The following is a 22505-nucleotide window of genomic DNA, read 5'->3' as shown; positions in this document are numbered from 1 at the left end:
AAAACTGTTTCACATTATTTGTAATGAGGAATAAACAAAATATAGATGCTTCACAATACTTATGAATCCGTTTACAAAAATCCTTTCAATTTTTTAGAAAATGAGAGATAATAGATTAAAATACTGAATATTCTGATACAAAGGGGTGGGTGATATGCTAAATGTGAAAATGTTAAAACCATATTATGTTAAAGAAGATAAGCGGTTTATACGAGTTGTTTTAGCCTACCAGTATTTCTCCCTGTTTATTGATGACGAACTGTATCAATTTATTCCAAAAGAGTCGCGTGAAATTATTATCGATCGAAAACGTAAGCGCGTTCATAATGTATTTGATATTTTTGTTTTTCAACGAGGCAAACGTATTGTTTATGTCTCTGTAGCGGACTTGATTGCTCTCCCTGACTTTTTGACTCATTTGCATTCGATAACAGCACCATATTATAAAGAAGATGTTGAGAATCTTATTGAAGAAAAAACAGACATAGCAGCGATCATCGGTGAACTTGAGAAAATTAATCTCCAACGTTTAATTGATCAGTCGCTGGATCTCCGTGATCAAGATGCGTTCACAACTTTAACAAAGACCTTGCATTCTGAATACGGCTGATAAAATAAGCTACACTTGAAAAAGCGCTACGACTTGTAGCGCTTTTTTTAATGGAAAATCCCCTAAAAGCTTCCACCTCAGGTCATCCAATATTTGGATGACCTGAGGTGGAAGCTTTTTCCTCTTTTGTTCTTTATGATGTGAATTCGTTCATTAAAAAGAATGAAAAACTAAGAAAATAGTAGGTAACGAGAGCAAATCACATAATTTTGTTCGTTTTAAAGAAAATTTCGTCGATTTTACGGTTTTCTATTTTGATTCGAACAACCTATACTCAAATTATAAATTCGTTATAAAGAACAAAAAACAATGTCGCGAAAGGAGTGGGGAGATGCGAAAGAAACGGACCAGGACTCATTTAAAATCTTATAAACACAAAGGGAGTCTCCTATTAGTAACGGTCACTATTATGAGTGCTCCATTAACAGGTCAGTCGCTTCTGTCCGTTCCAACGAACGCAGCTTTTAACGATATTGAATCCGTGAATTTTTCCATACAAGCAGATATAGAACAAGATCAAGGCTGGGATAAGAGCTCCCTGGGATTTATTGAAGGTAAGGAAGGAGTAGACAAAAGCTTGCTGTACGCCATTGTGAAAAACGGTGGTGATTCTGAAGCCATGGAGCGAACCACGACTTATGAAGTGTATTTTGCTGAAAGAGGGAATCCCAAAAAGGGTGAGAAGGTCGCTGAAGGTATAATCCCGGTTCTGGATCAGGGAGAAACGTTCCGCATCACATTTTCAGCTACAAAGCCTGGTAACTATATGTTTAAGGCTTACCAAAGTAAAGGTCATCCAGGTAAGGGCGAATTGTGGAGTGAATCTATTGAATTCATCGTACCGGGCTTGAATGAGAAGGAAGTTGAAAAAGAATCTGCTCAAGAAGAAAAACAGAAGTCCACCACAGAAAACATGAAAAATCAGGAGTCAACACTACCTAAGAACAATCAACCAAACAAAAAAGAACAAGAAGCCGATTCAGAACCCGCTCAAAAACAGAAAAAAGAAGAAGCTGAAAAGAAACAATCTGAACCAGAACCTAAATCGGAAGAAACTCAGAAAAAGAAAGCTGAGTCTCCTCAATCCTCGCCATCCAATTCGAAGGTGAAGACCAAGGACGAGAATGATGAACCTCAACCAAAGTCAGCACAGACGGCTGATACGAAAGAGAAGGTAAAGAAAGAATCTCAATCACCTGAAAGTGAACAGAAAAAACAAGAAAAGTCGGACCAAACATCTACTAAAGAGAAATAAAGAAGGGAGAGAGTGCAGTGAAAGTAAAGAAAATACTTAGCATGTCTGTCAACGTAATCTTGTTTACCCTCCTGATCGCCATGGTGTTCCTAGTCATTATCTCAAGAGCATCTGGCGGGGAACCAACCTTGTTCGGACATCAATTTAAAGTAGTCCTATCAGGATCGATGGAACCAACCTTCCAAACAGGATCGGTCATTGCCGTAGACTCTGAAATCGATACAGCGAATCTTGAAAAAGGGGACGTTATTACATTTGCTGAGTCAGAAGACAAACTCGTCACCCACAGAATTATCGATGTCGTGCAGCAAGGTGATGCATTAATGTTTCAAACCAAAGGGGATAACAACGAGAACCCAGATCAGCAGCTAGTCCTTGCTGATAATGTCGTTGCTGAATATACAGGCGTGACTGTTCCTTATATAGGCTACTTCTTAGACTTTTCCAACTCACAAATGGGAACGGCCTTACTGCTTATTGTTCCAGGATTACTTCTCATAGGCTATGCCTTCTTCACGATCTTAGGGGCACTGCGGGAGATTGATCCGAAAAGAAAAGAAGAATCAACACCTTCATGATTGAGCGTCTCTTGGATAGGGACTTCAATATATAAAAAAATTATTTTAGGGAGGAAGTAAAATGAGTATTAAAAAGAAAATGGGTATGGGGATTGCAACAGGAGCACTTGGATTAGCACTTGTAGGTGGAGGTTCATTTGCGGCGTTTAACGATGTGGAAGCTTTGGACAATAGTTTTGCTGCTGGGACGCTGGACTTAACTGTGAATGATGGTGCGGAAAAGGTTTTTAGCCTTAGTAACTTAAAGCCTGGTGATTCTTTTACAGAAAAAGTGGTTCTTGAAAATGATGGGTCTTTAACTTTTAAAGATATTATAGCTAAAATAACCTTTGAGAATTTTACTGATGATTTAGAGACTCCTGAAGGCGGAGAAAATAGTGCAGAAGATTTTTTAAGTCAATTTACGGTTGATATTAAACAGGATGGAACTCTTGTGGATGATAATATTCCTTTAACTGCTTTACAAACGCATAGCGCTGGTGGATACCATTTCGCACAAGGATTATCATCAGGCCAAGAAACTAATTTTGAATTTACTATTAAATTTAAGGATGACCAAACTAAAGAATCAGGAGAATACGTTCAAAATGTATATCAAGGCGATAGTGTAGATGTCGTTATGAACTTCGAAGCAACTCAGCAAGCTGGAGAAAACCGTAGCGAGAATGACCCTGCTGCTGAATAACAAATAAAATGATTTGAAGAATACATTACTTAAAATATGAAGGGAGGGGATGCCATGGGTATTAAAAAGAAACTATCGGGCGGTGCGCTAGCGGCAACAATGGGATTAGCTTTAGTGGGAGGCGGAACGTTCGCGGCCTTTAATGACGTTGAAGCATTAGATAACCAGGTTGCTGCAGGAACATTAGACTTGAATTTAGCGAGTGTGGATGGGTCTATGGAATTCCAACTATCAGACTTAAAACCAGGTGACCGTGCAACTAGGACAATTAAAATGGAAAATGCGGGAAGTCTAGCGATCAAAGATGTACTGCTTTCCATAGAAAATGTGACATTTAAAGATGGTAAGCCTGGGGATAGAGATATGGGCGATAACGGTGACAAAATTGACTTTTTAGAGCAATTTGAGGTTACAGTCATTAAAGTTGGAGCTGAAGGTAGTGGCGATGGAGAATTTCCTAAAATTATAACAGGTGAAGCCAATATAACCCTAGCTGATCTTCATAAAGCTTCTCAGGGAGACGGTACTGCGAAGAGTAAAATCTTAGGCGCTGTTACACCTGGATATGTTAGTAATGACGGCAGAATCAATATTGCAACCGTTAACCCTGATGAATGGACGGGAATTCCAGTTGTTCCTGAGGACCCTGATAACGTTCAAATTACTGTTGAGTTCGTAGATGATGATACTAAAGATGATCAAGACAAATACTATCTCCAAAACAAATTCCAAGGCGACTCAGCTGACGTAACTTTCACTCTCGAAGCCCGCCAATGGGGTGGCCTGAACATTCAGGAAGATGACGTGGATGACAATGGTTACATTAAAACGAATGAAAAAGCCCATTCCGAAGGTTAATCTAATAAGCTACTTAATTTTAAAGAGAAAGTATTTTCACAAGCAGACATGAGCACAACAGCTTGTGTCTGCTTTTTTAAACAAATAACCGAATATATCCGGGGAGGAAGCGGGGGTCAAGGAAGACGTGACAACCATTGGAGAAAGAATACGAGTCTTGCGTCTTGGACAAGGATATACCGTAAATCAATTCGCTAAAATGTCAGGCGTTTCAAAATCATATATCAGCAATATAGAACGAGGAATTCAAAGGAATCCTTCCCTTATTGTTATGAAAAAATTTGCAGATACATTAAATGTTCCACTCGAGGAATTATTATTAATCAATCAGACATATAACAATTATCAAGCAAAATAAATGAGAGAAGGGAATCATATGGCAGAATCGAATGTACAAGAACAACTTGATCAGGAATGGATCGAGCTAATAGAAGAAGCCAGACACCTTGGACTCAGCATTGAAGAAATTAAACAATTCATTTCAGGAGAACGAGCCTAAACTGCGGCTTGATCCTGACTGCATTTTTTCTAATTAAAGTGCCTGCAGGAATGGGCCGCAGGAAGAGGTGAGAGGATGAAGGGGAAGTACAGGTTTACACGGTTAGCTGCCCACCCGAATAGATTGGGGTTGGCTGTTCCACCGCACCTGGAGGGGGATAATATAATTTGCGACTTAACTCCAGTTGTACAGCAATTTTCCCAACTTATTATGAGTTCAAACAGTTATATTTGGAGTCGTGCTGGACATTTGCAATCGTATAATCAAAAAGAAAAAGCACAGCAAAATCCGATGAGGGCGATAAAAGGGGATGAATCCCCACTCTCTTATCTTCAGGCAGCTGTCTGCTATCGTGAATTACAGCAGTACAGTTACTACAAGGACATGCAATGGGATTCGCAAAGGATTCTCGATGATCAGTACATTGATAAGATGACTCGCCTGGGTTTGTGGCCTTTTAAAAAAATGATTCGAAGTTTAGATCCGATTTTCTTTTATGATCCCCTTCATCATCCTGTTGTCATTTTCTATACGTATCAAAGTACTGATGGGGAGAGTATTATTAAACACCTTCACCGTTTTGATTACGAAGGCTATGAATTGAAAACACATAGTAGAATGATTGCTTCGAATGATGAATCATCGTTCATCTGGAATCGAATAGGATTTAATTAAAGAAACAGGCTCTTTTGGAGGCCTGTTTTTTTATGGGGAAAATCTATCATCACCCGCTATTTCGAGATGACTTTAAAATCATGTAAAGACTCAGTGATTTTTGTAAAAAACTCACAATCTATGAGGAAATATGCTAAAATAAGAACAAGTTTTACAAATTGTGAGGAAATCTATGAAAAAGTTTATATATTGGGTGCCGGCTCTCGTCTGGATGGGGATCATCTTTTATTCTTCATCGACTCCTTACGAGGAGCAGAATGTAAAGCCCTTATTAGGCAATTGGTTTGACCTCTCAGGGCTCATCCCCTTGTTTGAAGGAGTCTCGTTTACATATCACCATAGTGAGATTAGTGTGGAAAACCTCGGTATAGCGGGGTTTATTGAGTTCTTTATTAGAAAAGGTGCTCATGTAACCGTATTTCTAGTGTTAACCGTTTTGATTTACTATGCACTCCGTAAAACCACTCGACAAACGTACCAATGGTCTATCAGTATTGCGTGGTTAGCAACATTGGTTTATGCGATTAGTGATGAGCTGCACCAGGGGATCACACCAAATCGCACGCCGTATTATGGGGATGTGTTTTTAGACGGGATTGGCGGTTTGATTGCCATTGTGTTAATCAGCATCGGGTACTACTTTAGACATCGAAACTAACGTTAGATAGGGCTTGTAAAAGACCGACGAAAAAAATAGTTTATTATCGAAATAATGAGGAATAGGACATACTAACGAGCAATTTAGAAAAGGTGGGAATTATGAAAGCAGAAGACCTGAAAGAAATTCTCCAGTCGGTGATTAGTCAAACTGAAAAATCGGAACTAGCTTCTTCAGAAGACGTAATTAATCGATTGATCCAACAATTACAAAGCTAAGACAAGCAGGACAGTTTACTCTGTCCTTTTTTATGTCTATACCTTTATAAAATTATGATATAATTTATATCCAATACATAGTAAAAATGTTCAGAGGAGTGATTGCTTGAACTGGAAACAGGAATTTGAACGCTGGCAGACTTTCGCATCTCTTGAAGATAACCTTCGAACACAGTTGGATCAACTTCAAGATGATGAACAATCCTTGGAGGATGCCTATTACAAAAACCTTGAATTTGGTACAGGGGGCATGCGCGGCAAACTAGGGCCAGGGACCAACCGTATGAATATTTATACGATTCGTCGTGCCGCAGAAGGTCTGGCATCTTACATAGAGGAAAGAGAAGGGCAAGAAAAAGGTGTTGCTATTGCCTATGATTCCAGATACATGTCAAAGGAATTTGCTGTTGAAACAGCAAAGGTACTAGGTAATCATGACATTCAATCCTATGTGTTTTCTTCCTTAAGACCGACTCCAGAACTTTCGTTTGCCGTTAGACACCTTGGAGCTGCAGGGGGGGTTGTCATCACAGCCAGTCATAATCCACCAGAATATAATGGATTCAAAGTTTATAACGGTGATGGGGGGCAGATGCCTCCTAATGAAGCAGGAACGGTCATCGATTATGTTAATCAAGTAGAGAATGAATTGACGGTGGAAGTAGCTGACCGAGCAGAACTTGAACAATGTGGCTTATTGAAGTGGATTGATGAAGAAGTTGATCAAGCTTATTTAGATGAATTAAAAACGGTCAATGTAAATCCTGAAGTAACGAAAACAGCCGAAGACTTTAGTGTCGTTTTCACTCCTCTTCACGGAACGGCAAAAATGTTAGTGGAAAAAGGTCTAAGCCAAATTGGTTTAACTAATGTCCATACGGTTGCTGAACAATCCGATCCAGACCCTGAATTTTCGACCGTTGCCTCACCTAACCCGGAGGAACATCAGGCTTTTAAGTTGGCTATTAATAAAGGGAAAGAGACAAACGCTGATATTCTAATTGCAACCGACCCAGACGCTGACCGGCTTGGGATAGCAGTACCGGATGAAAATGAAGAATATCAAGTTTTAACTGGTAACCAAACAGGTGCTCTACTGCTGGATTACCTTCTTTCCCAGAATAAAGATTTACCGAGTAATGGAATTATGATTAAGACGATTGTGACCTCAGAATTTGGGCGAGTCATTGCTAACCATTATGGAGTAACTTCATTAGATACACTAACTGGCTTTAAGTTTATCGGTGAGAAGATCCAGGAATATGAAGAAACCGGTCAACATACATTCCTGTTTGGTTATGAAGAAAGCTATGGCTATCTCGTTAAAGATTTTGCCCGAGACAAGGATGCTGTCCAGGCAGCTATGCTCTCAGCAGAGGTTGCTGCTTATTGGAAATCGAAAGGGAAAACTTTACTGCAAGCGTTAGAAGGTATTTACAAAAAGCATGGATATTTCCTTGAGGATCTTCAGTCGTTGAAAATGGAAGGAATATCAGGATCGCAGCAAATCCAAGCTATCATGGATGACTTTCGTGAAAGTCCTTTAAAAGATGCTGGCGGATTGAAGGTGGAATCTGTTGAGGATTACACTTCATCAGAAAGAACGAATGCTAACGGAGAGGTGGAGACGATTCACTTGCCGAAAGCAAATGTTCTTAAATTCAACCTCGAGAATGACTGCTGGTTCTGCCTTCGTCCATCTGGCACCGAGCCAAAAATTAAATTTTATTATGGTGTAAAGACGGATTCCAGAAGAGATAGTAGTGAGTTGCTTGAAGTTGTGAAGGAATCTGTAAATCATAAAATTCAGCATCATCTTTAATATCAATGTCCCGATAGCAGTTTGTTAACTGTATATCGGGATTTTTTGTGGGAAACAAAGCTTTTGACTACTTTTTTATAACTATATCAAGGTATAACTTTACACAACTTAACAAAACTTAACAAAAATGATGTATAAATTATGTCGTTTCATGTTTTAAAGTGTTGGGAGAACGATAACTTAAATTGATTTGTAAAAGGAGTTCGTCGTTGTGAGAGTTGCTGTATTAATACCTTGCTATAATGAAGAACAGACAATAGGCAGCGTCATTCAAGATTTCAGAAAGGAACTCCCGCAAGCTGACATTTATGTCTATGATAATAACTCTAAAGATCAAACATCTAAGGTAGCCGAAGAAAACGGGGCTATCGTTAGCAGGGAGTATAAACAGGGCAAAGGGAACGTTGTACGTTCTATGTTTCGTGATATCGAAGCAGATTACTACGTGATGGTGGACGGCGACAGAACCTATCCCGCAAAATTTGTTCACCAATTGCTGGAACCCTTGATAAATCAAGAAGCCAATATTGTGATTGGAGATCGTTTATCAAACGGTACATATATAGAAGAAAATAAAAGAAAGTTTCATAATTTGGGGAACAACCTTGTCCGTAATTTGATTAACTTTTTGTATAAAAGTGATTTGAAGGACATTATGACAGGGTATCGCGCTTTCGATCGATTATTTGTGAAGTCGATGCCTATTATGAGTCCAGGGTTTGAAATTGAGACAGAAATGACCCTTCATACTTTGGATAAACGTTTTACAATTAGAGAAATCCCGATTGAGTATAAGGATCGCCCAGATGGAAGTGAATCAAAATTAAACACATTTAGTGATGGCTATAAAGTGTTGAATAAGATTTTCAACTTATTTAAGGAATACAAACCCTTACTGTTTTTCTCCTTTTGGTCGGGGGTGTTCCTGTTATTAGGACTCTCCGCAGGGATCCCGGTTATTGTCGAATTTATCAATACGGGGTATATCTCGAAAGTGCCCTCTGCTATATTGGCTGTAGGTCTTGTGATTTTATCGGTATTATCACTTGTTTGTGGTCTGATTCTTGACACGGTAGCTGCTAATTTTAATAAGCAATATGAACTCGAATTGAATAAGATCAAATCAGATATGAAGGACTTTCAAAAATGAAGAAAATAGTTATGCTCACTATGGTCAGTATTATAGTTGGTTTAATAAGTACCGTATCTTTTATTTCATTATATCAGGAGCTTTCAGCTACCTCATGGAAAATCATTATTCTGAGTTACTTCGGATTCTTTGCTTTAAGTTTCATCATTTCACTCTCTTATAATAAAAGAAAAAATGAATTGCAGACATTCATGAAAAGACCCGTGGTACTCAGCTTTGGAGCTTTATTTTCTTTGTTGCTAATTTTTAGTTTAAAAAACACAAATCAATATTTGGCCTCTTACCCGTGGCTGTTCCAAGCAATGGTCTATAGTATGTCGTATATCTTGATTTTTATAGGTATAACTTGGCTGTTATACACATTAGTTCATACTTCATTCCACTTTAAGATGAGGGAAGTATCACGTTGGAGAATATTGTTATATGCCATTCCGCCGATCTTAATTTGGTCGCTTTATTTGGTTGCTTATTTCCCTGGAACCATGACGCCAGATTCATTCTCACATTGGGAACAAATCCATACCTATGATTTTAGTAATTGGCATCCGGTGGTTTATACGTGGTACATACTGGGGCTTACGAGTATATGGAAGTCTCCAGCCATCGTAGCGTTTTCTCAAATTGTAGTCATTGCGATTATAAGTGGTTATATGGTGTACAGCTTAGAAAAAAGAGGATTTTCTAAGAAGTGGCTTTGGGCATGTCTAATGATGTTCGCCCTTTTCCCTTTAAACGGCATTTTCGCCATCGCTATGTGGAAGGATATCTTTTTCAGTGCATTCCTTTTCCTTTTTACCATTCTAGTGTTCAACATTATCTCAACAAAAGGAAAATGGCTTGCTTCTAATGGTCATCTTTTTATTCTTGGTTTAACGGTGCTGGGCGTTAGCTTTATGCGTAACAATGGTCTGCCAATTTTCATTGTGATGGCTATACTTATGATGATCACTTTTCGGAAGTATTTGAAACGGTTAGTCTTAACTTTAGGTTTAGTAGTGGTGGTCTACTTTGTTGTATCCGGGCCATTTTATTCGTATATGGATGTGAGTTCAACAAGCCCAAACGAAGCGCTGGGGATTCCAACGCAGCAAATTGCTAAGGTAATCGTTGAAGATGGCGATCTTACAAAAGAGCAGCGCACCTACCTCAATAAAATCTTGCCGCTAGAAAAATGGGAAGAAAAATATAACCCTTATATAACCAACCCAATTAAGTTCGCGGGGAAATATAATCAGGAGGTTATTTTTAATGATTTCCCTTATTATCTAAAAACTTGGGCGTCAATTGTGTCTAACAATTTCGGATTGGCAGTAGAAGCTTATCTGGACCAAACTTCGCTTCTGTGGCAAATCAATCAGCCGGATGACGGTTATACGAGTACGTATGCCAGGAATGTGTATTTGTACAATGATTATGGGTTAAAAACAGATCCGCTCAGTAACACCTTACATCGTTATATCAATTATGGTCTTGGATGGATTGACCAGAACTTGCGTGAATTTATTTTACGGCCAGCCACTTATACATTTTTTATCATTCTTGCGGGTGTGGCAGCAGCTATAAAGAACGGTCCGCGTTCTTTGCTGGTCATCTTACCAGTGCTGCTCAATACAGGAACCATGTTTTTGGCCATACCAGCACAGGACTTTCGTTATCAATTAGCTAATGTGTTTATAGCATTCCTGATGATGGCAGTTGTCTTCCTGAATTTTGATAATGGGACGATCAAACATGAATGAATTTAAACAGTCATTTAAAAAGAATGGATTAGGAATAGTATTAATGGTATTGGCTTCACTTCAGACAGCCTTAGGTCAAATGTTCTGGAAGATGGCCAATGGAGAGTTGAATGGAGCTTTAATTCTTGGCTTTTTTCTATATTTTCTCGGTGCTGTATTTATGATTATTGCCTTTCGTTTTGGGAGTTTATCAGTGCTTCATCCATTGTTAAGTATTGGATACGTGTTTGCCCTGTTTTTGGGAAGTTTGGTCTTGCAGGAAACAATAACGGAAAGCAATTTACTTGGAACACTATTTATTATGATAGGTGCAGCTCTGATAGGAGGTGGGGATCATGATTAAATGGGCGTGTCTCATCATGGTTTTCACCTTACTAGGAGCTATAGGAGGATATTTTTTTAAACGAGCAACCAGGGATGGTATTGCGATAAATGGCCACGTTATGAAAAATATTATCATAGGCGGACTGTTTTATGGAACTGGGGCTATTTTGAACATTATCGCTTTGAAATACTTGCCTTATACGATTGTTTTTCCATTAACTTCAATCACCTATGTGTGGACAATGCTGATTTCTTATATTTTTTTAAATGAAATCATTTCGGGAAAGAAGTTAATCGGAGTTTTATTTATAATCATAGGGTCTTGTTTACTTATTACCTAGAACAAATATGTTCTGAGGCCGCCCGCTTAGGATAACAAGGTTATGGTATAATAAAACGGAAATGTGCCAAATTCTACAGACTTTAACAAAAAATGAGGATTTTTTAATGAATGAATACATCCAAATTGGAATAGCACTCGCAATATCCATGCTTGTGAGTTATCTGCTTGTATTTCCAGTATTAAAACTAGCCGTAAAATGGAGAATGATGGACTATCCAGAAGAACGAAAAATCCATAAAATCATCACTCCGCGGATGGGCGGTATTGCCATCTTTGGGGGAGTGGTGGCAGGTATGCTTATAATAAGACCTGATATTGATTATTTAACACCTATCAGTGTGGGGGCTTTTATCATTGTACTTACCGGTTTGCTTGATGATCGGTACCAACTTCATCCACTAGTAAAACTAACAGGTCAGATTATTGCTGCCTTTGTGGTGATTATTCCTGGATTGAAGATTGATATTGTTACCATCCCTTTTATAGGGATGATCCCATTAAATGAACCAATTAGTGTGATTTTTACCTTCCTTTGGATTATCGGGATTACCAATGCCATTAATTTAATAGATGGACTTGATGGTTTAGCAACTGGCGTAACGACCATTTCTTTAATCAGTATTGCCATTATGGCCTTAGCTATAGAACCGCAAATATCCATCGTCTATTTGTGCGTTGTGTTAATAGGAAGTAACTTAGGATTTCTAGTCCATAACTTCTACCCTGCAAAAATTTATATGGGGGATACAGGCTCGCTATTTCTCGGCTACTGTATGGCTATTATCTCCACGGTAGGATTATTTAAGAATGTAACTTTATTCAGCTTTGTTATTCCAATCATTGTATTAGCCGTACCAGTGTTTGATACGGTTTTCTCGATAATAAGACGAATTATAAATAAACAAAAGATCATGATGCCTGACAATAAACATATTCATTATCAAATTTTAGCGGAAGGGTTTAGCCATCGAGCAACTGTATTAATTGTTTATGCTTTTAGTGCTGTGTTTGGCTTCCTGGCGATTATATTTTCGCTAACTTCGTTTGGAATATCTCTAATCATTACGCTGATATTCATTTTTCTGTTACATTTATTCGCAGAATTAACGGGGGTTGTGTATAAAGGAAAACGACCTTTATTAGATACAATTAGGAAACAAGGATCTAAAAAAAACAAGAAGCAGAAAAATAGTAACACTGAATAAATTTGCAACAAGTTAGTTCGATTTGACTGTATTTTGGATAAGGAGGATCGTATGACACATAACGTTTTATGGACTGGTGGATGGGATTCTACATTTAGGGTATTGAGCCTGGTCATAGATAAAAATGAAAAAGTACAACCTTATTATGTACTTGATCCAGTAAGGCCTTCAACGGAAATGGAACTTCGGACGATGACAGCCATAAAGGAACAATTAGAAAGAGATTTTCCAGAAGCTCGAAAAAACATCTATCCAACTGTTGAAATAAAAAAAGAGGATATTCCTTTGAGTGATGATATTACGAAAGAATACAACAAGCTTGCTTCATCAGAACGGCTCGGAGACCAATATGATTGGTTAGGAAGATATGCAATTTCTCGGAATCTTGATCATCTTGAATTATCTGTACATTTGCATGATAAGGTGCAAGGGCTGATTCAGGATGATGCTTACAAAGTAGAAGATGGCGATGATGATTATTATCGCGTGAAAGAACAACCTTCCAGACCCGAGTATAGGATCTTTCATCCATACCGTTTTCCATTGCTGGAGCTTTCAAAGCTGGACATGGAAAAGGTCGCAAGAGAAAATGGTTATCACTACTTAATGGAGATGACCTGGTTTTGCCATACACCAAAGAAGAACGGTACTCCATGCGGATTATGTAACCCGTGTAAATACACTAGGAATGAAGGGTTACAAAGAAGGGTGCCTGATCCAAGTAAGGCGGAGGAATTTAGCTACTTTTTGTTTAAAGTAAAAAGAAGACTGAAAAAGATCATATAAAAGAGCCTTAAGCAGGCTCTTTTTTCATTGAAATGGTAAAGAGATTTTATTCTCAGTTATAATAAGTAGTGGTAGTATGGGAAATAGTGTTTATATAGTATAGAGAAAAAATGAGGTATACGTATATGTCCAAACTAAAAAAGGCTGCGTTGTGGATCACCATTTTGGCATTAGTCCTAAAATTAGTTGGCTTCGTAAGAGAAAGTCTTATTGCAAAAGAATTTGGAGCTAACGCTTATACGGATGGGTTTTTGCTAGCCTTCACGTTTGTTACGTTAATGAAAACGTTGATTAAAAATGGTTTTAACTCTGTTTTTTTACCGCAGTATGTAAAAGGGATGCGCGAAGATAACATCCTGGCCCAACGCAATGCAAACAGTCTGTTAAATTATTCGATTCTGCTATTGATCATTCTGACGGTAATTACCTATTTCTCAACACCATTTATCGTAACAACGATCTTTGGTGATATGCCGGAAATCACTGAAACCGTAGCAATCAAGATGACTAAAATCTTTTTTCTATTCATGCTCGTTATTGGTCTCACTAGTATTTTGGAATCTTACTTACAAGCTGTACGCAGCTTTGTACCCAACCAGATCGTAAATTTATTAGGTGCGATTATGGCTCCCTTATTTATCTTGTTATTTGCTGATCGATGGGGAATATACAGTATTGCTTATGGGTTTCTGTTTGGGCTTTCGTTAGGCCTGCTTATCCAACTGTGGTACTTATATAAATACGATTACAAGTGGCGTCCTACACTTGTTCTTGATAAAAAGTTCGCGAAAACATTTTGTATTTTGCTTATCCCTGCTATTTTGCACTCCTCAGTGGGGCATATCAACGTATTCGTAGATAAAATGTTTGCTGCTGGAACAGTAAAAGGGGCCGTTACGTATTTAAATAACTCTTCTTTATTAATGAGTATTCCAAGTGCCATCTTCCAAACAACTATTGTTGCGATCATTTTCACTTTACTGTCTGAGCAAAGTGATGATAGTAATAAATTTAAAGAAACATTATATATGGGATATCAAGTAGGCTTAATGACATTAGTCCCGATAGCGATAGGAGTTCTGCTGGTCGCTGAAGCGGCTATTTCATTCATATATGAACGAGGTGCTTTTACGCCTGAGGATACTCAGAACACCCTTGATGCCCTATACATGTACATTCCTCTCATTGTTACACAAGGTATGCTTATGGTACCGGTCAAAGCAATGTACGCACAAGGAGCTACAAAAAGCCTGCTTAAGATCAGTTCAACAACAGTGCTGCTAAATATTGTGTTGAACTATGTGCTCCTGATTCCATTAGGCTATCCGGGGTTAGCACTGGCCAGTACGATTGTTTCATTCTATTATTTAGTATTTATTACGCTGGTTGTTTATAAAGAGTATCCACGCAGTGAGTTATATAGACTGCTTACATTAGTAATAAAAGTCTGTATCCCGACAGCTGTCATGGCGCTTCCGATCCTACTGATTCAATGGTTGACTCCCATACAAAACATTTATTCATTGTATCAATTATTAATCTTAGTTCCTCTTGGTGTGATTTTTTATATTGTCGGTCTATATCTTTTTTACCGGGAAGGGTTTCAGCAGATGTTGTCTGTCATTAAACGAAGTAATCAAAAGAGTAATGGATAAAAGAAGCAGAGCGCAATCCCGCGCTCTGCTTTTACTAATTCCTATTGTTTAAAAAGGCATCATATACTTGTTCAAGGTTTTCGTTTAGTCTGCTAAAGTCATACTGCTTAGCATGCTCTTTATTATGTTTTGCGATCTTTTGCATCGTTTCCTTGTCCAGCTCCACTATTTTATCTGCAAAAGCTTGAATATCCCCAGCTTCAAATAAATATCCCTCTTGATCATCGCGGACAATGTCTGGAATCGCACCAACGTTAGTTGACAGCACCACATGTCCTGCAGCCATCCCTTCTAGGTTAGATAGTCCGAGTGCTTCAAAGTAAGAAGGGAGAAGGAAAAGATTAGCGCGTTCGAATTGTTCGATCTTTTGTTCTCCCGAAAGTGTCCCCAGCATGTTCATATGTAAGTCATGGGTGTCAATTGCCTTCTCTAACACATGTTTCAAAGGTCCGTCTCCCATGATTAGAAACTTGATTTCGGAGTTGTCTTTCAGCCGTTTGGCCATCTCAATAATATCAAGTACTCCTTTAATTTTAATCAGTTTACCAACAAAAAGGATTGTTTTTCCTTCCTCAGGTGGTAACGGTTCTACTTCCTTAAATTCCTCTATAAAAATAGCATTTGGCAATACAGCATAGTTCTCCTCCTCCACAGAAAACGTATGCATAAATAAATCCTTCCAGGTCTCAGACAAACAAATAATTTGATCACACTGATGTAAGGTATGATTTATCCTTTGTTGTCGTTTGCTGCTGCTTTTGTTATAAAACTCAACAAACATACCACTATGAATATGTAGAATGACCTTCTTCTTATTCCACTTTGCCAACTTCACGAAAAACATGCTTTTTGTAAAAGCCCGGTAAGCCGCGGTATGGATATGAATTATTTCCGGCTGCTCCTTCTTAATTGTCCATAGAAACTTGAGCAATATAAAGACATTAAAGAAAATCTTATTAAGTTTTCTGTCTTTCTTAGGGAAAATATTAAAAAAGCTTAATTCATAGCGATTACTTTTAAACTTTTTTAGATTGTTGAGAAATACTGACATCCCGCCAATAGGAGGGGGAAGAGGTCCTACTTGTAAAATTTTGATTTTTGCCATCTAGTTGATCTCCTAACATGTAGTGAAGCTTAAGCAAACGAGGCTTAAGCTTCAGAACGGTCTTTATTCATTTTCATCATGTTCATCATCAATAACACCATGGAAATCGCTAAGTAAATATTAACGGCTGGAGCATACAATACATGACCTGCTAAGAAGGCGATGCCTGTGCCTAATCCTATGGAAAGAAGGATGAGCATATTCTCGGGATGCAATAAGCGTCCAGGTACTTGAAACAGTAGCTTGATAAATAAGCCGACAATAAAGATAAAAGGGACTAATATGAAAAGAAACCCGATAATCCCATAGGAAAAGAATAAATCAAAGAAATCCATTTCAATTAACTTTGGGCTTTCCCGGTAGTTCCCGGCATATCCCATCCCGAACATTTTCTGCATGGGGGAAGCATCCATATAATCATTATAAATCTCCGTAAAGTAGACATTTCTAGAGCTCAAGATGATTTTTAAAATAGGTGATTCCATCAATTGTTGCTGGCCTTGATCCTGATTCTTGTCAGAGTTATCCTCACCGGAATCACCGGAGGATTGATTTTTATTTTGTTCCTCACTAGTTTGTTCAGACTGTTCATTTATGGCATCAACATCCCCGGATACATTGGAAAAGCTCGGTGAAAAGGGGGTGACCAGTAAGAATAACAGCAAAAATATAAAGGAACAGGTTAGATGCATAGATGTGAGCGGTTTTTTGTACTTGCGAATCTTCTGGATAATCCAGTAGGTTAGGTAGGTTAGAAAAACCATGATACCTGCACCTAAGACAGCAAAGTAACCTACCTTTGTTCCAATTAGAATGGAGACTGCTGCCAGCATTACCACAGGTATGAAATAGTAAATTTTTTTCAATTGATCATATTTAATTAATGCATATAAGTAAACTAATGGAAAACTGATCGCAACGATAGAACCCAGCTCATTACCGGAAAAAAACCAGCCTTTAAACCCGAACTTATTCCATTCATAAGTACTCGATGAGGTACCCGTTAATATAGCAATGAACATGGTCACAGACACAATCAGCATAGCAGCCGATATAGCTTTGAGAATACGGTGACTTACTTCATTTTTATGATCGATGTTCGTAAAGAGCAGTAAGTAAGAACAAAGCATAATGGAGAAATAAACGGTTTTAGCAAGAAACTGAAGTTCTGTGAAAGGGTCAAAGATGGGTTTTGCAAAGAAATTATAGACGAGACCTATACCGAATACAACGAACATAGCCAGAAGATAAAAAATGACATATTTCTTCAGATTGCTTGAATTGCCAAATAAGATAAAGCATAAAGACACAAGCATAAACAAAACCCTGAAGATGATCCCAATGGTCACACTAGTCTCTAATGCTCTAATTGAAAAGTATGTAAGTATATCCAAGACAGGCTGGATAATAATGAAGAGTAACAGAAGTTTTGTATAAAATTCTTTATTGATCATTGTGAGCATCTAATAGCACCTCAAAAATAGTTTTGTTTCAATCGGACACCTGAAGTATAAACCATTATTTTCATAGTGTCTATTAACCGTATGTAAAGTCATTTTACATTCGTAAACAAATCTTTACAAAAACCATGTTGTATCTATAAAGGAGCAAAACTTAAAATTATCCATATCAACCAAATAAATTAAGCTGAACTATGAAAAGTGGTATAAACCTTTGCGAAAGAAACAGAAAACCGCTTAAGGAGAGAGACATATGGATGTGATCAAAAGGTTGAAGATTTTTCTAATGGAAAAGATAAGAAAAACAAATGGGATTCATTATTATAAAAAGCATAAACAAAGCCAGTGGAGCAGCCAACAACAATTGGTATCTTCTCAATTCACTCAATTAATGAGTTTATTAAATCACGTTTATGACCATGTTCCATATTATAGCCAATATATGAGAAGAATAGGCCTTAAACCCAAGGATTTCACCTCTTTAGAAGATTTAAGTAAATTACCGATTGTAGATAAAGGAGAAATCAAACTTCATAAAAAAGAGATGGTAACAAATAATATAGAGACCTATGACGCGTCGGAAAAGCGGACAGGCGGTTCTACAGGAGAACCGTTAACATTCTTCGTACCCAAATTATCTCACTCCTTAATGTGGGCGAATCTTTGGCGGGGGTGGAGCGTTACAGGTTACCAACCAGGCGACAAAATCGCTGTATTAGCTGGAGGGTCATTATTATCAGGATTTGATGTGAAGCGGAAATTGTATTATTTCCTGAATAACTGGATTCCATTCTCATCCTATAACATGTCGGAGAACACGATGAGTTCCTACATAAGGAAACTGAAAAAGGGGAAAGTGAAGTTTCTTTATGGCTATTCATCGTCTACGTATGAATTAGCAAACTTCATAATAAAAAGAGGAGAAACCATTCAGCTAGATGGCGTAATCACTACATCAGAAGTGCTATTGCCTCATTACCGGAATGCAATAGAAAAGGCTTTCCAGTGTAAGGTCTTTGATCAATATGGGGCAAATGATGGCGGAGTGACAGCATTTGAATGTGAGCAACATCAAGGGTTACACATTGGAATGGAACGCTGCTATGTAGAAATCGTTGATGAAGAAGGAAACCCTGTTCCAGAAGGTGTGGAAGGCAGAATCCTGCTGACAGATCTTTCTAACTATGCGATGCCATTTATTCGATATGAAGTAGGAGACTATGGTGCTATCATTACAAAACCATGCTCTTGTGGAAGAGGTTTAATACGATTTACACATATTAAAGGCAGACAGCAGGAATTCATTTACTCAGCAGGCAAACGAAAAGTACATGGAGGATTTTTTTCAACGACTTTCAGACAATATGATGCTGTTGAGCAATTCCAGGTGATTCAAGATAAAGCTGGTGAAGTGCGGATTAAACTGAAATTATCAGACCTAGATTTTGAACAAAGTATCGAACGTGTCAGACAAAATATTTTAGAACAGGCCGAGTTAAATAAAGTATATATAGAAATCACAGATAATTTTGAAAAAACCAAGGGTGGAAAGCATAAATTTGTAGTAAACAACGTGTCTGAACTGGAAGGGGAGTATCTGCAATGAAGAAATCATTATGCGTAATAGGGTTAGGTTATATAGGTTTACCAACATCAGTTATGTTTGCCCTAAATGGACACGAAGTTCATGGTGTTGATGTAAATCCTAGAGTAGTGGAGATGATCAATAATAGACAGCTTCATATTGAAGAATGCGGGTTGGCTGGACGATTGACAGAAGCAGTTGATTCCAAGGCATTTAAAGCATCCTTAGAGCCAACCGAAGCTGATGTATTTATCATTGCTGTACCTTCCCCAATCAAAGCAGATAAAACCGCCAACCTGGATTATGTACGTAATGCTACAGATTCTATAGTTCCTTTTCTAAAACCAGGCAACCTTGTCATTTTAGAATCAACTGTGCCACCTCGAACAGTTGAGGATGTAATGCTCCCTATTTTACGTAAATCTGGATTGAGGTTAGGGGAGGACTTGTTCGTTTCTCATTCACCTGAACGTGTTATTCCAGGAAAAGTTTTTCAAGAACTGGTCGGTAATGACCGAATAGTTGGAGGGATTGATCAGAAGTCATCACAAATGACAAAAGAATTGTATCAATCTTTTGTACGGGGAAATATCCATCTGACTGATGCCACAACAGCTGAGATGGCAAAAGTGATTGAAAACACTTATCGTGATGTCAATATCGCATTCGCGAATGAGCTTGCTTTAATAAGTGAAAAAATTGGCGTCAATTCGTGGGAAGCGATTCGATTGGCCAACTACCACCCTCGCGTAAATATCCACACGCCTGGACCAGGTGTAGGCGGACACTGTATAGCCGTTGACCCATGGTTCTTAGCTGAAATCGAACCCGAGCTGTCAAACATTATCCAGCTTTGTAGAAATACAAATGATCATATGCCTGTATTTACAGCTAATAAAATCGAAGAGTTGTTGCATGAAAACTTTATAGGAAACCCAAAAATAGCGTTATTTGGGATATCGTTTAAAGCTAATATTGATGATCAGAGGGAGAGTCCTTCCCTGAAGGTCATTGAAAAAATGGTTGAAAGAGGGATGGACTTTACAGCCTATGATCCCCATATAAAACACAATGTAGTTATGAATCAAACTCAGGATATGGAGGCAGCCTTGAATCAAGCAGACATTGTAGTCTTTTTAACTGACCATGATGAGTTTAAAACACTAGATCCAGATCTGGTAAAGGATACAATGAGGAATAAGCTTGTCTTTGATACGAAGAATGTTCTGGACTTAGACAAATGGAAAAATACAGGGTTCCTTGTAAAAAGGCTGGGAGATTCAAAAAATGACAGAGTTCAGGTGAAAATATGAAGGAGAAGTTTTTAGGGGTTAACGTAAGCAGTCATTCGTATGAACAACTTAAGGAAAAAGTAATGTCGGACATTGAGCAAAAGAGACAATCCTATATTGTAGCGATTAATCCTGAAAAGATTCTTAAGGCACAGCAAGATGCAGAATTGAGACGGTTACTGAATCAAGCAACATACCAGATACCGGACGGTGTAGGTGTGCTGCTAGCTTCAAAAATTAAAGGAGGGAACATTTCGCAGCGCGTAACAGGCATCGATATGTTCCTAACATTATGTGAACAGGCAGCCCTCCATAATAAATCTGTATTTCTTTATGGAGCTAAGCCGGGAGTGGCGGATAAAGCCAAAGAGGGTCTATTGAGAAGATATCCTAACTTAAAAATAGCCGGGGTTCTGGATGGATACGTAAAGGATCAAGATTTCATTAAGCAGGAAATTAATGCAGCTAAGCCAGACATTTTATTTGTGGCCTTAGGAAGTCCACGCCAGGAACACTGGATTGTTGAAAACATGAAACATCTTAATGTACGAATTTTTCAAGGGGTTGGCGGTTCCTTTGATGTATTATCTGGTAAAGTGAAGCGAGCTCCTGCGATTTTTCAACGGTTTGGAGTAGAGTGGTTGTACCGGTTGATTCTTGAACCGTGGAGAATTAAAAGGCAGATTAAACTGCCAATGTTTTTATTCAAAGTTTGGGAAGGCAGGAGATAACAGATGTATATTATAGGCTTGAGGATAAACATAACTTTTAAAAATAGAACAAAGATAGTCGTCGAGTAAACTACTTAACGACTATCTTTGTTCAAGTAATACTTTTTCTTTCTCTGCAGCATCCCCATAAATAGCCTGGATTAGCTGCTGACTGGATTGTCCTTTTGAATACTGATTCCAATCTTGAGCAAATTGGCTGACAACATTCATATCGTACGGCTCATTGAGAATAATTTCGATGATTTCTTCACTTGTATAAGCAACTGGGCCAGGAACCATTGAATGATAATCTTCCCAGAAACCTCTTGCCCTCGAATAATCCTCAAGATCATACGAATAGAAAATCATAGGTTTATTTAATAAAGAAAATTCATAGGGAATTGAAGAATAATCCGTTATTAATAAATCCGTAATCATTAATAGTTCATTTATTTTCTCACCTGTAGAAACATCAATGATAAAGTTAGGATAAGAGTTCATGAATTTTGTCCTTATTGCCGGATGAAGCCGCATAAGAAGTACATAGTCTTCCTGTAGATTCTCATACATTAACTTTAAATTTAATTGAATATCTGGATCGGTTAATTTATTGTCCCGAAAAGTCGGGGCATATAAAATAACCTTTTTACCTTTAATTCTAGGGTGTTTTTTCTCCATCCTAGCTTTGATATCCTCGTTATCCTCGTTATCCTCGTCCTTAAAAAAATAATCGGTTCGAGGTACACCTGTTCTCAAGATTTGAGTGTCGGAGAGCCCGAAACTTTCTTTAAATATATCCGCCATTTTTTCAGATCCCACTACAACATGATCAAATTTACTATATACCTTACGAAAACGCTCGTTTGCATGTTTTGTTCTCGTAAGGATGGAAGGGTCTTTAAGTCCGAACCGTTTTACGGCACCTGAGGCATGCCATAGTTGGATGCACTCTACATTTTCACGAAAATCAGCAGCAGCTAAGAACCCAAAGTAATTATCGACAAATACTTTTTCGCAAGTAGCTAGATGATAGATTGAGAGTATAAAAGCATAAGGCTTTTTCATGTCAAAGGAAAGAACGGAGGTTTGGGAGTCTTCTTTATAACTATAACGACAACCTCCGTCCTTTAGAATGACAATATTTCCACTGTACTGTTTCCTTAAGGCTTCAACTGTATGCAAAATATTATCCCCAAAAGAAGAAACAAACACCGTTTTCCTCTGTTGGGGACTCAATTTAAACACTACAAATAAAATTCTTACTGTAAGCAAGTACATGCTTACAAGAAGGTC

Annotated in this window: 23 protein-coding genes; 20 read left to right on the top strand and 3 right to left on the bottom strand. The window is 38.0% G+C overall.

The window, feature by feature from the left end; genetic code table 11:
• Window positions 1-154 precede the first annotated feature (154 nt).
• The 17 genes from G6R08_RS04790 (at window position 155) to murJ (ending at window position 15060) form a co-directional block, all read left to right on the top strand.
• Entirely contained in the window at window positions 155-610 is a 456-nt protein-coding gene (locus G6R08_RS04790; protein ID WP_163526928.1) for an IDEAL domain-containing protein, read from the top strand.
• Between the two features lie 331 nt (window positions 611-941).
• Window positions 942-1865, top strand: coding sequence for an amyloid fiber anchoring/assembly protein TapA (gene tapA, locus G6R08_RS04785; protein ID WP_163526927.1), 924 nt, complete (start codon window positions 942-944; stop codon window positions 1863-1865).
• A gap of 41 nt (window positions 1866-1906) precedes the next feature.
• Window positions 1907-2443, top strand: a complete 537-nt coding sequence (gene sipW / locus G6R08_RS04780) for a signal peptidase I SipW (RefSeq protein ID WP_163531110.1) — start codon at window positions 1907-1909, stop codon at window positions 2441-2443.
• 61 nt (window positions 2444-2504) lie between these two features.
• Complete coding sequence (locus G6R08_RS04775; protein WP_163526926.1) at window positions 2505-3128, top strand: TasA family protein; 624 nt, start codon at window positions 2505-2507, stop codon at window positions 3126-3128.
• Between the two features lie 54 nt (window positions 3129-3182).
• On the top strand, window positions 3183-3986 hold the full coding sequence (locus tag G6R08_RS04770; protein WP_163526925.1) for a TasA family protein: 804 nt from the start codon (window positions 3183-3185) through the stop codon (window positions 3984-3986).
• Window positions 3987-4113: 127 nt separating this feature from the next.
• Window positions 4114-4344 carry a helix-turn-helix domain-containing protein gene (locus tag G6R08_RS04765; protein WP_079527301.1) on the top strand — a complete coding sequence of 77 codons (231 nt, stop codon included), beginning with the start codon at window positions 4114-4116 and terminating at the stop codon, window positions 4342-4344.
• An 18-nt stretch (window positions 4345-4362) separates the two neighbouring features.
• The gene (locus G6R08_RS04760) at window positions 4363-4485 is read left to right on the top strand and encodes an anti-repressor SinI family protein (RefSeq protein ID WP_163526924.1); all 123 of its coding nucleotides are present in this window, start codon (window positions 4363-4365) and stop codon (window positions 4483-4485) included.
• Between the two features lie 75 nt (window positions 4486-4560).
• Entirely contained in the window at window positions 4561-5160 is a 600-nt protein-coding gene (locus G6R08_RS04755; protein WP_163526923.1) for a hypothetical protein, read from the top strand.
• 172 nt (window positions 5161-5332) lie between these two features.
• Entirely contained in the window at window positions 5333-5818 is a 486-nt protein-coding gene (locus G6R08_RS04750; RefSeq protein WP_163526922.1) for a VanZ family protein, read from the top strand.
• A gap of 324 nt (window positions 5819-6142) precedes the next feature.
• Window positions 6143-7858, top strand: a complete 1716-nt coding sequence (locus G6R08_RS04745) for a phospho-sugar mutase (protein ID WP_163526921.1) — start codon at window positions 6143-6145, stop codon at window positions 7856-7858.
• A gap of 211 nt (window positions 7859-8069) precedes the next feature.
• Window positions 8070-9008 (top strand): DPM/DPG synthase family glycosyltransferase, encoded by a 939-nt coding sequence (locus G6R08_RS04740; protein WP_163526920.1) that lies wholly within the window; start codon window positions 8070-8072, stop codon window positions 9006-9008.
• The gene (locus G6R08_RS04735) at window positions 9005-10747 is read left to right on the top strand and encodes a DUF6020 family protein (protein WP_163526919.1); all 1743 of its coding nucleotides are present in this window, start codon (window positions 9005-9007) and stop codon (window positions 10745-10747) included. Before G6R08_RS04740 ends, G6R08_RS04735 begins: the two co-directional genes overlap by 4 nt.
• Window positions 10740-11090, top strand: a complete 351-nt coding sequence (locus G6R08_RS04730) for an EamA family transporter (RefSeq protein WP_163526918.1) — start codon at window positions 10740-10742, stop codon at window positions 11088-11090. Before G6R08_RS04735 ends, G6R08_RS04730 begins: the two co-directional genes overlap by 8 nt.
• Window positions 11083-11412, top strand: coding sequence for an EamA family transporter (locus G6R08_RS04725; protein WP_163526917.1), 330 nt, complete (start codon window positions 11083-11085; stop codon window positions 11410-11412). The genes G6R08_RS04730 and G6R08_RS04725 overlap by 8 nt, the downstream gene beginning before the upstream one ends.
• Before the next feature lie 106 nt (window positions 11413-11518).
• Window positions 11519-12619, top strand: a complete 1101-nt coding sequence (locus G6R08_RS04720; RefSeq protein ID WP_163526916.1) for a glycosyltransferase family 4 protein — start codon at window positions 11519-11521, stop codon at window positions 12617-12619.
• Between the two features lie 51 nt (window positions 12620-12670).
• Entirely contained in the window at window positions 12671-13405 is a 735-nt protein-coding gene (locus tag G6R08_RS04715; RefSeq protein ID WP_163526915.1) for a 7-cyano-7-deazaguanine synthase, read from the top strand.
• 125 nt (window positions 13406-13530) lie between these two features.
• Window positions 13531-15060, top strand: a complete 1530-nt coding sequence (gene murJ, locus G6R08_RS04710; protein ID WP_163526914.1) for a murein biosynthesis integral membrane protein MurJ — start codon at window positions 13531-13533, stop codon at window positions 15058-15060.
• 34 nt (window positions 15061-15094) lie between these two features.
• On the opposite strand, the gene G6R08_RS04705 is transcribed toward murJ, so the two are convergent.
• Together G6R08_RS04705 and G6R08_RS04700 are read right to left on the bottom strand one after the other, a co-directional pair.
• Window positions 15095-16165 carry a glycosyltransferase family 4 protein gene (locus G6R08_RS04705; RefSeq protein WP_163526913.1) on the bottom strand — a complete coding sequence of 357 codons (1071 nt, stop codon included), beginning with the start codon at window positions 16163-16165 and terminating at the stop codon, window positions 15095-15097.
• A 44-nt stretch (window positions 16166-16209) separates the two neighbouring features.
• Window positions 16210-17628: an O-antigen ligase family protein gene (locus G6R08_RS04700; RefSeq protein WP_163526912.1), complete on the bottom strand. Its 1419-nt coding sequence runs from the start codon at window positions 17626-17628 to the stop codon at window positions 16210-16212.
• A gap of 250 nt (window positions 17629-17878) precedes the next feature.
• Here G6R08_RS04700 and G6R08_RS04695 point away from each other — a divergent pair, with 250 nt between their 5' ends.
• The 3 genes from G6R08_RS04695 to G6R08_RS04685 are packed head-to-tail and all read left to right on the top strand — an operon-like array spanning window position 17879 to window position 21233.
• Window positions 17879-19231 carry a phenylacetate--CoA ligase family protein gene (locus G6R08_RS04695; RefSeq protein WP_163526911.1) on the top strand — a complete coding sequence of 451 codons (1353 nt, stop codon included), beginning with the start codon at window positions 17879-17881 and terminating at the stop codon, window positions 19229-19231.
• Entirely contained in the window at window positions 19228-20523 is a 1296-nt protein-coding gene (locus G6R08_RS04690; RefSeq protein WP_163526910.1) for a nucleotide sugar dehydrogenase, read from the top strand. Before G6R08_RS04695 ends, G6R08_RS04690 begins: the two co-directional genes overlap by 4 nt.
• Window positions 20520-21233, top strand: a complete 714-nt coding sequence (locus G6R08_RS04685; RefSeq protein WP_163526909.1) for a WecB/TagA/CpsF family glycosyltransferase — start codon at window positions 20520-20522, stop codon at window positions 21231-21233. Before G6R08_RS04690 ends, G6R08_RS04685 begins: the two co-directional genes overlap by 4 nt.
• 81 nt (window positions 21234-21314) lie before the next feature.
• Here G6R08_RS04685 and G6R08_RS04680 read toward each other — a convergent pair whose 3' ends face one another.
• Window positions 21315-22490: a CDP-glycerol glycerophosphotransferase family protein gene (locus G6R08_RS04680; RefSeq protein ID WP_275897947.1), complete on the bottom strand. Its 1176-nt coding sequence runs from the start codon at window positions 22488-22490 to the stop codon at window positions 21315-21317.
• Window positions 22491-22505: the final 15 nt, after the last annotated feature.

It is taken from the genome of Halobacillus ihumii (genome assembly GCF_902726645.1).
GTDB classification, from domain to species: domain Bacteria; phylum Bacillota; class Bacilli; order Bacillales; family Halobacillaceae; genus Halobacillus_A; species Halobacillus_A ihumii.
Note: the sequence above shows the minus strand (reverse complement) of the source record. Positions and strands in the feature narration are given on the sequence as shown.